Source organism: Fibrella aquatilis, assembly GCF_017353255.1.
Lineage (GTDB): Bacteria > Bacteroidota > Bacteroidia > Cytophagales > Spirosomataceae > Fibrella > Fibrella aquatilis.
This window is the reverse complement of sequence record NZ_JAFMYU010000008.1, coordinates 1-13,645: the sequence shown is the minus strand read 5'-3', so window position 1 is coordinate 13,645 and position 13,645 is coordinate 1. Positions and strand designations below refer to the sequence as shown.

The window sequence follows — 13,645 nt, the reverse complement described above, 5'->3', positions numbered from 1 at the left end:
ACGATTTTAGGGGGCAAGTCTTCTCAACAGACCTCATACCTTAACTCGGTGGCTTTTCTTGAACGACATATATTCCTGTTGCTGGCTGCCCTGGCATTTGGGCTTTCAGGACTTTGCTACACGTTTCTGGAACGCGATGCCCCCGGTGCTACCGATGAGCAATATGTAGTGGCCGTGCAGGAACGCGTAAAAGCCGAAATGCAAACCAGCCATACCGAGCTAAACCAGGTAACGGCACGGCTGAAACAACTGCCCAAGTTTTCGTTTGGTGCCCTCTACCAGCCCGACTACAAGTACCCCTATTTCGTTTTCAAAAATCGCAGGCTTCTCTTCTGGTCCGACAATCGCTTCATTCCCGACTATGCCCGCATTGCCGACGTGGCCATCCCCCGCGTAGTGGAGTTTGACCAGGGCCAGTTTGTGGTTAGCCGCCAGCGGGTAGCCATCAAGGGCGATTCGCTCGACGTGGTCTCTATGGTGCCCGTCTACCGCCGCTACACCAGCACCAACAACTACCTGAAGTCGGGCTATAATCCGCAACTGTTCACCCACGACCCGCTCACGCTCACCACCCAGCGCGGCCCGGCCTACCAGAACGTGTATGACGATACGCCCGTGTTTTTGTTTTCGGTGGTGCCGCCCCGCATAGACCCCTACCATAACCGCAGCACCCCCGTCAACACGGTCATTCTGGCCACACTGGGTGTCCTGCTGCTGGGCATTTATGTACTGCGGCGCATTAGCTGGGCAGCCCGCAAGCGGCAATACGAGCAGGGTTTTCTGTGGCTGCTGGGCTACCTGGTGCTCCTTCGCGGCCTGATGCTCTACACAGGCGTGCCGTTTTTGTTTGTCGAAAGCGACCTCTTCAACGCCAAATATTATGCCGCCTCTGAGCTATCTCCCTCGCTCGGCGACCTGCTGCTCAACAGCCTGGCCCTGGTGGCGCTGGCGTTTCATATGGTGATGACCTTCTATCGATCACGTATTTATTTTCGGCTCATCCACCTCCCTTTGGCTGGTCAAGTGGTCGTGTCGCTGGGACTGGTTATTGCCAGCTACGCCGTTTATTTTCTGTGTTTTAACCAACTCAATGCCCTCTACGAAAAATCGCAGTACACCCTCGACTTGTCACTGAGTATTCAGTTTCCGCCCTTGAAGGTGGCCTGTCTCCTCTTTTTCATTGTGTTGTCGCTGCTGTATTTTCTTACCCAGCACGTATTCGCCAGTCTGTTTTTACGGCTAAACCAAAACCGCTGGCAGGGTCTGGTAGTCTTTCTGGTGGGTACCCTCCTGTCGGGCAGTATATGCCTGCTGCTTAGCCTGCCCGCCGAGCCGATCTACCTGCTCAACACGTTCTATTTCCTGGCGCTGTACCTCAGCCACTTTCCGCGCTACCTCTACACGTTTCGCTACAAGACGTCGCTCTACCTGTTTCTGGGCAGTTTTATCTGCGCCGCCACCGCCGCCACCGTGGTCTACACGCAGCACCTGAAAAAGGACCTGCTCACCAAACAGGATATCGGCAAACAACTGCTGGCCGAAAATGACCAGTTTGGCGAATTTCTGCTGCGGAAAGCATCTACGTCTATCGACAACGACCCCGCTATTCGGCGCATTTTCCAGACCGACTCGCTACTCAAGCACGCCCGCATTCAAAAACGAGTGAAAATTGCCCACCTCGACCGTTATTTCGATAAGTACGACATCGAAGTGTCATCGTTCGATGCCAATGGTTATCCGCTTGATTTAATCAAAGATGCCGTGTCGCTGGCCTCGCTGGTGCAGCGTTTTCAGCAGCCCGCCTACAAAACGCAGTATCCAGACCTCTATTTCGCTAACGAAGTAGGCAACCGCTTTTTGAAGGAATACGTCAGCTTCATCAACATAAAAAACCCCGACAGCACCCTGCTGGGCTACGTTGTGCTCGATCTGAAACTACGCAATGAGGCCCCCCGGAGTGTATATCCTGAACTACTGGTCGATGATAAACTCAGCCAGTCGCCCGCGATGCGCGACTACAGCTACGCTATTTTCGGAACGGGCAACACGTCTGCTAGCAGCCGCCCCACCGCACAGCGGCTGCTGCTCAGCACGGGCAGTTACAACTATGAACGAAAGCTACCGGCTACCCTGCTCCAGGACCCTGCCTTGTATGGCAACGGCGTAACCGTAGAGGGCTATGACCACCTCGGAATTAAAGGCACCAACAACCGCACGCTGGTTGTATCGTCAGAGGCGTACCCCTATCAGGCCGTGCTGTCGAGCTTTTCATTTCTTTACCTGCTGCTGGTGCTGTCGGTCATTCTGGTTATCGTGCTCTATGCCGTGCAATACGGCCTGTCGCGGTTCAGCATCAATTATTCCACGCGCATCCAGATTCTGCTGAACGTGGCTTTTTTCCTGCCGCTGCTGCTGGTGGTGCTCATCATTTTAGGCGTTATCAGCGCCAACTACATCAGCAATCAGCAGGCTAACTACCTCAGTAATACCAAGAATATTGCAGCCAACTTCTGGACGTATCTCGAAGAACACCAACAGGGACTACGCAGTAAAGAGGCCATGGAACAGGAGTTGCAGACCATTGCCCGCGACGCCGACATTGACATCAACGTGTTCAGTACCGACGGGCAGCTCTATACGTCAACGCGGCCACTCATGTATGAGAGCGGGCACCTGTCGAAGTTTATAAACCCCAGTGCCTACATCCACATTGTGGAAGACAAGGAAACCCAGAAAATGCTAAACGAGTCGCTGGGCAGCAAACAATTCAGTACCGTCTACACGGGTATTAAGTCGTACGAAGGCAAGCTGCTGGGTATCCTGAGTGTACCCTACTTCTACGCCCGCCCCGAACTCGACCGGCAACTGCTCGACGTGGTTTCGTCGGCGCTGAGTGTGTTTACGGCCCTGTTTTTGTTGTTTTTGATCCTCTCTTACTTTGCCTCGAACAGCCTCACCGGCCCGTTACGGTTGCTGACGCACAAAATTCGGCGCACCAGCCTCGACCGGCTCAACCAGACTATCGAGTGGAAATCGGACGACGAAATTGGCGCGGTGATCAAAGAATACAACCGGATGCTGGCCAAGCTGGAAGAGAGCAAGGTATCCCTGGCGCAGAGCGAAAAACAGTCGGCCTGGCGCGAAATGGCCAAGCAAGTGGCCCACGAGATCAAAAACCCGCTCACGCCCATGAAGCTCACCCTACAACAGCTTCAGCGCACCCTGCCGGGCATGAACCCTGTGACAGACCGGGCTGTGAGCCGCACCCTCGACACCCTCCTCGACCAGATCAACAACATCAGCGACATTGCCACGTCGTTCTCTGATTTTGCCAACATGCCGCTGCCACAAAACGAGCTGGTAGAGCTGGCCTCAGTGCTCAACAAAGCGGCCGATCTCTACAACGATGATAAGGATGTGGTAATCCGGCGGCAAATAGAAGCCGGCCCCGTCTGGATCATGGGCGACCGCCAACTACTCACCCGAATACTTACCAATCTGATTATCAACGGTATTCAATCGGTTGAGAACGGCAAACGGCCTGTGGTCGATCTGCGCCTGTTCACCACCGACGGCAACGCCAACATTGAAGTACACGACAACGGCGTGGGTATTCCCGAAAATATCAGGAGCAAGGTGTTTCTGCCTAATTTCAGCACCAAGCAGGGCGGCAACGGCATTGGCCTGGCCCTTTCGAAGCGGGGTATCGAACACGCCAGCGGCAGCATCTGGTTCGAGACTCAGGAGGATGTAGGCACGTCGTTTTTCATTGCCCTACCCCTGGTAAGCCAAACCCGAACGGTACATAATTAGGCAAAAAAAGAGGCAGCCCGAGGGCTACCCATTTTCGGTGGCAAACGCCATTTCTTTCACCGCCGCGTGCGTATCGTCGGTGAGCACCACGTGCCGCCAATTCTCGCCCGACCGAATCCGGTTCAACTGTGTGTGGGTGATGCCAAACTGTCGGGCTATCATCTTGAGCCGGTTCTTGTCGTTTCGCAATAATTTTTTGATCATCAGGACCTTACTTTCTGTCAGTTTATAGTTGCTGGTGCGGCGGGGCTGGGTGCGGTTCACCACGTTTGGATTATCGCGGTTGTGCATCACCATTTCTTCTTTAGTAGCCCAGCGCAGGTTTTCTACGCGGTTGTTCAGTTTGTCGTGGTCCAGGTGCAACACATACGTACGGTCGGGCGGGGCGGCATCCAGAAAATACTGCGCCACAAGCTTGTGAACATAGCGGTTTACGGTTTTACCACCCACCCGGATATTGAGTGAACGGTAGCCCTGAATCACCGACCCTTTAATGATGGTACCCTCTGGCCCTGACTGAAAACTCCGCAACCGGCCATAGTTCGAAATTTGGTAGTTGGGGGCCTGCCCCACGTCATCAAAAGCGATAGGCATCCAACGCTCGTGCCAATAGCTGGTGTTTTTAGGTTGATTTATCATTACATCATGGGGGAACTGTGTCTGTCAGACGGATATGAACTCTACTGTTAATCCTATATTCACTGGATTGAATGCAAGATAACTACTTTGCCTAAGCAGATACCGTTAAGCCTATACGAAATAAAAACGGCTGAACAACCTGGCTCGTATGCGTGTCTTATCCTTAAGAGCGAATAATGCCAATTTGGCCACAATAGTTTTACTTTATTTATCTGCTTATGCCAACGAAAACTCTGGTAATTGGGGCGTCGGAAAACCCGCAACGTTACGCCAACAAAGCCGCCCGTAGCCTGAAACAACACGGCCACCCGGTGGCACTGCTCGGCCTGAAAGAAGGCACCATTCAGGACACACCTATCCAAACCGGCTTCCCTACCCTCACCGATATCGACACGGTGACGCTTTACGTGGGTCCCGCCAACCAGCACGTCTTCGCCGACTATATTAAGCAATTAAAGCCCAGGCGCGTAATTTTCAACCCTGGCACCGAAAACCCCGCCCTGGAGAACGAACTCGCCCAGGCCGGCATCGAACCCATCGAGGCCTGTACCCTGGTGATGCTCTCGATTGGGAACTATGAGTGAAAGAGTGAATGGTGACGGTCCGGCGTCCCGGAGAGTGAAAGAGTGCCGGATCACACTCTTTCACTCTCCGGGACGCCGGACCGTCACCATTCACTCTTTCACTCACCACCGTATCAGCGCCGAGGCCCATGTGAAGCCGCTACCGAAGGCGGCGAGACAGATGAGGCTGCCGGGCTGAATTAGGCCCTGGTCATAGGCCTCGGTCATGGCAATGGGGATAGAGGCGGCGGTGGTGTTGCCAAACCGCTCTATGTTATTATACACCTTCGTTTCGGGCAGGCCCATTTGCTGCCGCACGTACTCCGAAATACGGATATTAGCCTGGTGCGGCACCAGCAGATCGAGGTCGGAGGCGGTGTAGCCGTTGGTGTCGAGGGCTTCGTTAATGACTTCGGCAAACCGCACCACGGCATGTTTATACACCGCATTGCCGTTCATAGCCACATTGTAGTCCCCGGCAGCCAGGGTAGCCTCGGTAAGCCAGCGACCGTCGCGGCTGCTGCCGGGGTCTTTCACCATCAGGTCTTCGGCATAGCGACCGTCTGCGTGGAGGTGGGTGCTCAGGATGCGGTGTTCGGCGTTGTCGGTGGCCTGCACCACGGCCGCCCCGGCCCCGTCGCCAAAGATTACCGCCACGTTCCGCCCCGCCGTCGACTTGTTTAGCAGTGACGACTGTATCTCCGACCCGACCACCAGCACGGTTTTGTACATACCGCCCCGTATAAACTGGTCGGCAATGGAAAGGGCATACACAAAGCCCGAACACTGCTGCCGCACATCGATCACGGCAATGCCGTCCATGCCCAGCTCGCGCTGCATCAGATACGCCGATCCCGGAAAGTAGTAATCGGGTGTGATGGTAGCATACACGATCAGGTCAACGTCTGAAGCCGCCACGCCCGCACGTTCCATGGCCTGTTTGCTGGCGGCGGTGGCCATGCTGGCATTAGTGTCTTTGCCGTAGGTGAAATACCGCCGCTGTTTTATGCCCGTCCGCTCCTGAATCCAGGCGTCGGACGTGTCCATATACTGCGTGAGGTCGTCGTTGGTCACCACCGTTTCGGGCACGTAGAAGCCTAGACCGGTGATACGCGAATAAATTGATGTCATAACAACTGTTTGTTGGTTTGTCTGTTTGTCTGTTTTCCTGCAAACTGGTTGGCAACAGACAAACAGACAAACAGGCTAACCACCAGACCTTTTAAGACGTCTTTAGCGTAATGGAATATTCTTCCATAATGAGGTTGGCCAGCAATTGCCGACAGGCGGCATCGACGGTGGCGCGGGCCTCGTCTTCCGACGCGGCCTCTACCTCCAGGCGGATGTGCTTGCCAATACGCACGTTATCGATGCTGTCCATATTCAGGTTGTGCAGGCCCAGTTTCACGGCTTTACCCTGTGGGTCCAGAATCTCTTTCTGGGGCATAATGTCAATTTCAGCGAGGTACGTCATGGGGGGGAGAAAGGAATGTACAATGAATAATGAACAATGTACAATGGCTGGGCTTCGGAGTCACATTGCGGAGCGTATTCATTGTACATTGTTCATTATTCATTGTACATTCTTTTCGTCTTACGATTTATACTAATTGAAAGAAAAATGTACAACAAAATAATAAGCGGAATGGCGGCGAATTGGAGCAGGAATAATAGCAAAATGGAGGCAAGTAAAAAGCTGTATTTTACTTTATTTTCGGCCCAGCCAAATGACTTAAATTTAAACGCCATCAGTGGCAATTCAGACACCATCAGGAGTGATAAACCAATGATAGTGCCGTAGAGCACAAACGGGTTTAATACCAGCGATTCGTACTGCGGCTGCATCGCAACGATCATAGGCAGCGACGCCACAAACAGGGCGTTTGCCGGAATAGGCAGGCCCAAAAACTGCTCTGTTTGGCGCGTATCAATATTGAACCGGGCCAGACGCAGGGCACCACAAACCGCAATAGAGAATGCCAGATACGGCCAGAAAGAGGCTGTGTCTACACCTGTTATAGTCAGCGCCGACGATGGCAAAAATGAGCCTTGTAGCAACGCTAGCAGTATAAATGAGGGCAATACGCCAAACGTGACTACGTCGGCCAGGGAATCAAGCTCTTTGCCAAACGGCCCGGAAGCACCCACCGCCCGCGCCACAAACCCATCGCCAAAATCGAGTATTCCCGCCAGCACAATCAGCCACGCTGCCGTAACAAGGTCGCCGCGCATGGTAAACAAAATCCCGATACACCCACAAAGCAAATTGCCGCAGGTCATGGCGTTAGGTACGTGTTTTAGCATAGGAGAGAATTAAGAACTAAGAATTAAGAATTAAGAATGATCCTGTACCGGCTAACCCGCAAAAACATTCTTAATTTTTCATTCTTAATTCTTAATTAATTTCGTGAACGGATTCGTGCGTTTTTCGTGGCCAATAGTGGTGGAGTCCATATGGCCGGCGTAGACAATGTAATCGTCGGGCAGGGTGTAGAATTTTGTTTGGATACTGTGCAGCAACACATCGAAATCACCAAAGGGCAGATCGGTGCGGCCAATGCTGTTGTTGAACAACACGTCGCCACCAATGACGTAGCGGTCGGCATGGTTGATAAACGCCACATGGCCCGGTGCGTGGCCCGGCGTTTCCACCACGGCTAGCTCAGTGTTGCCAAACCGGATCACATCGCCCTCGGCCAGGTTATGGTCGCGCTCGAAGAGTTCGTAGCCCGGCAAGCCGAACATGCGGCAGCGGCTGGGCACGTCGTCGAGAATGGGAATATCTTTTTCATTCAGGTAAGCATCTACACCGTATTTGCGCTTCACAAACGCTCCGCCAAACACGTGGTCGAGGTGGGCGTGGGTGAGGAGCAAGTAACGAACGGTGAAGTTTTGAGCCGCAATGTAGGCCGCCAGCTGCTCTTTTTCGGCCTGAGTGTAGCAACCGGGGTCAATCACCACGGCCTCACGCGTGGCCTCGTCGGCAATGATATAGGTGTTCTCCTGAAGGGGAGAGAATACGAATGAGTGAACCATAATGCGGGGGCAAAAGTACGAAAAACCTACACCAGCCACTATGCCACCGCGTGCGTCCCCACCGGCACCTGTAGCCGCACGTAAGTACCCTGCCGGTTTTCGACCGTCAGCTCAGCGTCGAGTTGGTCGCTCAGGTTGCGGATCAGCTGCTTGCCAAACGACCCCTTCGCCTGTTGCCACGCCGCCAGGTCAAGGCCGGGGCCATTGTCGGTGATTTCGAGCAGGATGGTGTCGTGGTTGGCGTGCAGCATCACGCTCAGCCGGGGGTGCGCCACGCCCTGAAACGCATATTTGAACGCATTGGTGAGTACTTCGTTGATAATCAACCCCATCGGAATGGCCAGGTCGGCATCTACGGCGTCGGCCACCAGCGACATGTGCAGATCGAGGGTGGCGGGCGTAAACCCGTAGGTGTTCATCAGCGACTGCACCAGGTTGCTGATGTAGTCGCGGAGGTCGATGGTGGTGAGGGCATCGGTCTGATAGAGCCGCTGGTGAATCATCGACATGGCCTGAATACGCTGCTGACCTTCCTGAAAGGCCTGTTTCGTGCGCCCGTCGTCGGTGCGGTTGGCCTGTAGCTCCAGCAGTCCCGACACAATGGCGAGGTTGTTTTTGGCGCGGTGGTGCAGTTCTTTCATGAGCAACTGTAGCTGGTCGGCCTGCTTGCTCATGCGCTGACTACCCAACCGCAGCCGTTTGGATTGGCTCAGGCTCAGGCCCAGCAACAGGGCCAACAGTAGCGCCCCCGCCCCCAAAATACCCAGTTGCCAGCGGCGTTGGCCCCGCTCTTCGCTTAACTGACCTATTTCGGCATCCCGTTTTTCGGCCTCATATTTCGATTCCAATTCCTGAATCTGCCGTTCCTTTTCCCCATTAAACAGCGAGTCCTGCTGCGCTTTCGACTGCCGAAAAACCCGCAACGCCTGCCGGTAGTCACCTTTGGCCTCGTACAGCTGCGAGAGGGCCTCGTACACATCCGACTGAATGGCGAGCCGGTCAGCGGTGGTGGCGGCCATCGTCAGGGCTTTGTTGGCTACGGCAATGCCTTCGTCATAACGCTTCAGGCCATAGAGCGCACGGGGCAGGTTGGCATACACCATCGTAAGCGCAAAGGCGTCTTTTTTCCGGGCGAAATAGGCCGCACAGGCCTCATACTGCTTCACAGCCAGAGCATAGTGGCCCAGGTTTTTGCGGGTAATGGCCGTGTTCAGCAAGGTCACGTAATAGTCGGCAGTGTCGCCCACGGCCAGCGACCTCATGGCCGACGTATCGGCGTAGGCGAGCGATTTTTCCTGGTGTTTCAACTTTCCTTCCAAAATAGAATAGCTGTTATAGATGTCGGAAAGCAGGCGTTCGCTGTCGCGGTCGGTGAGGTGCTGTTGCTGCTGATACCGGCGGGCACTTTCCAGCGACCGGCGCGACTTCTCGAAGTCGTTGTTGTCCATCTGCACCTGACCGATTTTTAGCTTAGTTAGCAGCACGAAATACCGGTTTTTAGCCGCAGCCGGACCGTTTCCGGTGGCGAGTTGGGTATACAGGGCTTCAGCTTTGCCCAACCGGCCCAGAGATTCGCTCGTGTGGCTTACTGCCCGTTCCAGTTCGGCCCGTTCGCGCAGGACATGGGCTACCAACAACGTAGACCCCGTTTCATTTGCCTGATCTTCAGCCAATTGAAGATAAGGCAGCGCCTGTTCATAACGCCCCGTACCTTTATACATAATGTCGACGCCCAGCTTGGCCAGTTGCCTGATCCGGGTCGAATCATCTTTAATAGCCACAATCTTGGCCGAATCCTGTGCGGTAGTCTGGGCCAGACCCGGTAAGCCAGCCAACACCGTGAAAAACCAAAAACTGCGTAGTAGTAGTGTTCGATAAAGCATAAAGACGTTGGATGTCAAAACAGCAAAAAGATAGTGGGTTTTTTGTGCAGGTCGGGCAGGTGGCTACGCCATTCACGTATAGTTTTGGTCTGAATCAGGGCGTCGGGGGCCGTTACGTGGCAGGCAATGCAGAGGCGGGTATCAGGTTGAGCACCGGCCAGGAGGTCGGTGAGGAGGGCGTTATTTCGGTAAGGCGTTTCCATGAAAATCTGCGTCTGTGATTTCCGTTTGGCATCGGCTTCGAGTTGTTTTAGCACCCGGCTCCGGTCGGCGCGGTCGATGGGCAGGTAGCCATGAAACACAAACGACTGCCCGCTCATGCCCGACGCCATCAGGGCCAGCAGTATAGACGACGGCCCCACCAGCGGCTCTACCCGAAACCCCAATTGGTGTGCCAGCCGCACCGCCACCGCCCCCGGATCGGCCACGCCGGGGCAGCCCGCCTCTGAGATCACGCCCGCATCGCGGTGTTGCGCCAATAAGGCCGTGAGTTGGCGGCGGGTGTCGGCTTCAGGGGTGTCTTTGTTGAGGTCGAAAAATTGGGTGTCGTCGATGACCCGTCCCGTGCGTAGGCTGCTGATAAACCGGCGGGCGGTGCGTACTTCTTCCACAAAAAAGCAGTCAACGCGGGCCACTACCGCCGCAATCGGCGTTGGCAACACGTCGGCATTGGTATCGGGAGCAAGCGGCGTCGGAATCAGATAGAGCGTTGGCATAGGTTCACAAAGTTTGTTAAAAAAGATTTCGGATTGTGGATTTCGGATTTCGGATTTGTTGCTTTCGCATGGGTTCTCTCTGGCGCAAGCCCATGCGTAAGCAACAAATCCGAAATCCGAAATCCACAATCCCCAATCCCTATGAATCTCGCTATTGACTGGGGAAATACCCGACTGAAAGCAGGCTGGTTCGACGGTGACGTACTGGTGGATACTGCCCGGTTTGCCAGTCACGAGGCCCTACAGGCAGCGCTCCCGACTCGCCCCGCCGAGCACGTCATTGTGTCGTCGACCAACCGGCCTGCCGACCAGCTACGGGCCGACCTGAGCAGCTTCGATCTGGGCGCCGACTGGCTGGTTTTAGGGCCAAATACGCCCCTGCCCATCAGAAACGGCTATGGCACCCCCCAAACGCTGGGTGCCGACCGCCTGGCCGGGGCCGCCGGGGCGGTGTCGTTGTTCCCAAATCAGCCCTGCCTGATCTTCGATTTGGGCACCTGCCTCACCGCCGATTTCGTCTCGGCCGACGGCACTTTTCAGGGTGGACTTATTGCGCCGGGGTTTCAGATGCGCCTTCAGGCCATGCACACGCTCACCCAACGCCTCCCCCTCATTACGCCCACCCCCGACGAGGCACCGCCCATTACTGCCAAAAACACCCGCGACGCCATGTTGGGCGGCGTACTCTACGGCATGACCTTCGAGCTGGACGGACTGATGACGCACTATGCCAACCAACACCCCGATTTGCGGGTCATTGTCTGCGGTGGGGATGGAGCGTTGTTCCTAAACCGCCTGAAACCGGGTATATTTGCAGTGCCAGAACTGGTGCTGCGGGGCCTGAATCACATTTTGCGGTTCAATCGTCCATCCTGACCACCCGCCAACCCATTGTTTACCTGCCAGTCGATGGCCCGTTATTTCGTCTTTTCGTGAAAAAAATCAGTCTATTTGCGGTCGGTCTGGGTCTCTTGGCCACCACCACATTGCGGGGGCAGGGCCTTGGCAATTCGCCTTATTCGGCACTTGGTCTGGGAGAAGTACTCCCTTCGGCCAATGTGGCTAACCTGGGCATGGGCGGCATTGGCGTGAGCTACGCCAGCCCCTTCTACCTCAACAGCCAAAACCCCGCACTGCTGGCCCGCCGCACGCGCTTTACCATCTTCGAAATCGGCCTGCTGGGTCAACAGAAGACCATCAGCCAGATTCGGGCGAATGACCAGCAAACGCAGCGCGATTTTGGGGGCAACCTCAGTTACCTGGCCCTGGCGTTTCCGCTGTCGCAGCGCTGGAACACGTCTATCAGCCTGCGACCCTACAGTTTTGTCGATTACCAAAGCCGCCAATACGGCAAGGTGCCTGGCACGATCTACGAGACCGTGTTGAATTATACCGGGCGCGGGGCCATCAACAAAGCGGCCATCAGCAACGGGGTGCGGGTGACCAAAAACATTTATGCAGGTGTAGAAGCAGCCTTTTTGTTCGGCAACATCTCTTCTTCGTCCGACTCGCAGGTGCTTATCAACTCAACCAGCGACATCACTGTGTCGCGGGTAAACCGGGTGGGTTATGCCGATGCATTCTTCACCTTCGGCGGTGCTTGGCGACCAACCCTGGGTAAAGATTATACGCTAAACGTGGGGGCCACCTACTCGCCTCAGTCACGCATCAGCGGCAACGAAACCGATGTGTATCAGCAGGTGCTGGGCGGACGGCCCATCTCGTCGAGCGATACCCTGCGCAACAATACGGTGGGTAGTGCAGTGTTGCCACAACAGTTTCAGATTGGCGTAACGCTGGAAAAAAACAACCAGCTGGCCATAGGCATTGAAGCGGGTGTGCAAAACTGGAGCCTCTACCGCACCATCTCCAACCAACCCGGCAACCTCCGCGACGCGCTCCACACGGCCATTGGCTTCGAGTATACGCCCAAGCCTAACTCTACCCGCTACCGCGACCTGATCACCTACCGGGCTGGTTTTCAGTACAATACCCTCCCCTATCAGGTAGAGGGCACCCAGCTCACCGACATCAACGGTAGCCTTGGCCTGTCTATTCCGGTGGGGGCCTTTTTCGTGAACCACGTCAACTTCGCCATCATTGGCGGGCAGCGCGGCGCACTGGTGGGTACTCAAATCCGCGAACGTTATTTCCGCTTCGCCCTCGGCCTGTCGCTCAACGACTGGTGGTTCCGGAAGTCGGTGATTGATTAAGGTAATGTACAATCGGTCCGCCGACGCGGTACAATGAACAATGAACAATGCATTTGTCTGTTTAATTAAACGGTTCAGCCCCAACAGATCAAGTGTTTACAAGCACTTACGAGCATTCATTCATTGTACATTGTACATTATACATTGTACATTATTATTCTCTTGCGAAGAAGAAAAAAAGCCGGTGAAATCGGTGCCGTATGTGGGGCCGATTGAGGAAATAAAAGACGTTAATCTACGCTATAGTGAGGCGGCTTTATTGAAAGTAAAACTTACCACGGCCCGTCAGTTTCGTTTCCTCAACGACGACCGCAAATACCCCGACGAAGTACACATTGATTTCTACGACCCCAGCGGCCAGCAGATAGTCACGACCCTCCGCTCTGATTCGGGCCGGTATGACCGGGGCAAGGATCTCTACACGGTGATGGGCCACGTGGTGGTGGTGAACAAGCAGAAACAGGAGAAACTCCAGACCAACCTGCTCAACTGGAATCCGAACACCAAGAAGGTCTTTACCGAAAATAAGGTCATCATCACCAGTCAGCTCACCGGCGAAAAGCTCTATGGTCTGGGTATGGATGCTGACCAAGATTTCTCCCGCTACTCTATTCGAAAGCCGTCGGGGACGTTTAATCTATAGAAGCTTGTCACTGAAATCACTGATTAACAGCGATTTGTAAATTTACACTAGGGGCATATAGATTGAGTGAGCGTATTGCTGACCGGTCCGCCGGTGCGGCCTGGCCCTTCGACTAGGCGTCCCCGACAGGCTCAGGGTG

12 protein-coding genes are annotated in these 13,645 nt (G+C 54.7%); 5 read left to right on the top strand and 7 right to left on the bottom strand.

All coding sequences use genetic code 11. From position 1 onward, the window contains the following. The first annotated feature begins 48 nt into the window (after positions 1-48). Complete coding sequence (locus J2I48_RS11690; RefSeq protein WP_207335633.1) at positions 49-3,813, top strand: sensor histidine kinase; 3,765 nt, start codon at positions 49-51, stop codon at positions 3,811-3,813. Positions 3,814-3,837: 24 nt separating this feature from the next. Here J2I48_RS11690 and J2I48_RS11685 read toward each other — a convergent pair whose 3' ends face one another. Then, complete coding sequence (locus tag J2I48_RS11685) at positions 3,838-4,452, bottom strand: HNH endonuclease (RefSeq protein ID WP_207335632.1); 615 nt, start codon at positions 4,450-4,452, stop codon at positions 3,838-3,840. Between the two features lie 218 nt (positions 4,453-4,670). Between J2I48_RS11685 and J2I48_RS11680 the strand changes: the two genes are divergently transcribed. Further along, positions 4,671-5,036, top strand: coding sequence for a CoA-binding protein (locus tag J2I48_RS11680; protein WP_207335631.1), 366 nt, complete (start codon positions 4,671-4,673; stop codon positions 5,034-5,036). Positions 5,037-5,138: 102 nt separating this feature from the next. On the opposite strand, the gene J2I48_RS11675 is transcribed toward J2I48_RS11680, so the two are convergent. The 6 genes from J2I48_RS11675 to J2I48_RS11650 all read right to left on the bottom strand — a co-directional run bounded on the left by J2I48_RS11675 (position 5,139) and on the right by J2I48_RS11650 (position 10,650). Next, a complete protein-coding gene (locus J2I48_RS11675) occupies positions 5,139-6,146 on the bottom strand; it encodes a 3-oxoacyl-ACP synthase III family protein (protein ID WP_207335630.1) in 1,008 nt (335 codons plus the stop codon). 91 nt (positions 6,147-6,237) lie between these two features. Beyond that, on the bottom strand, positions 6,238-6,489 hold the full coding sequence (gene purS, locus J2I48_RS11670) for a phosphoribosylformylglycinamidine synthase subunit PurS (protein WP_207335629.1): 252 nt from the start codon (positions 6,487-6,489) through the stop codon (positions 6,238-6,240). A gap of 95 nt (positions 6,490-6,584) precedes the next feature. After that, positions 6,585-7,319, bottom strand: a complete 735-nt coding sequence (pssA, locus tag J2I48_RS11665) for a CDP-diacylglycerol--serine O-phosphatidyltransferase (protein ID WP_229376143.1) — start codon at positions 7,317-7,319, stop codon at positions 6,585-6,587. An 84-nt stretch (positions 7,320-7,403) separates the two neighbouring features. Then, positions 7,404-8,051: an MBL fold metallo-hydrolase gene (locus J2I48_RS11660; RefSeq protein WP_207335628.1), complete on the bottom strand. Its 648-nt coding sequence runs from the start codon at positions 8,049-8,051 to the stop codon at positions 7,404-7,406. Between the two features lie 38 nt (positions 8,052-8,089). After that, positions 8,090-9,934, bottom strand: a complete 1,845-nt coding sequence (locus tag J2I48_RS11655; protein WP_207335627.1) for a sensor histidine kinase — start codon at positions 9,932-9,934, stop codon at positions 8,090-8,092. A 14-nt stretch (positions 9,935-9,948) separates the two neighbouring features. Continuing rightward, entirely contained in the window at positions 9,949-10,650 is a 702-nt protein-coding gene (locus J2I48_RS11650) for an SAM-dependent methyltransferase (protein WP_207335626.1), read from the bottom strand. Positions 10,651-10,791: 141 nt separating this feature from the next. Here J2I48_RS11650 and J2I48_RS11645 point away from each other — a divergent pair, with 141 nt between their 5' ends. From J2I48_RS11645 to lptC, 3 genes are all read left to right on the top strand, one after another. Then, positions 10,792-11,526, top strand: a complete 735-nt coding sequence (locus J2I48_RS11645; RefSeq protein WP_207335625.1) for a type III pantothenate kinase — start codon at positions 10,792-10,794, stop codon at positions 11,524-11,526. A gap of 56 nt (positions 11,527-11,582) precedes the next feature. Beyond that, positions 11,583-12,863, top strand: a complete 1,281-nt coding sequence (gene bamG, locus J2I48_RS11640; RefSeq protein ID WP_310587272.1) for a BamG family beta-barrel-assembly machinery protein — start codon at positions 11,583-11,585, stop codon at positions 12,861-12,863. A 130-nt stretch (positions 12,864-12,993) separates the two neighbouring features. Further along, a complete protein-coding gene (gene lptC / locus J2I48_RS11635) occupies positions 12,994-13,506 on the top strand; it encodes an LPS export ABC transporter periplasmic protein LptC (protein ID WP_229376141.1) in 513 nt (170 codons plus the stop codon). Positions 13,507-13,645 lie beyond the last annotated feature (139 nt).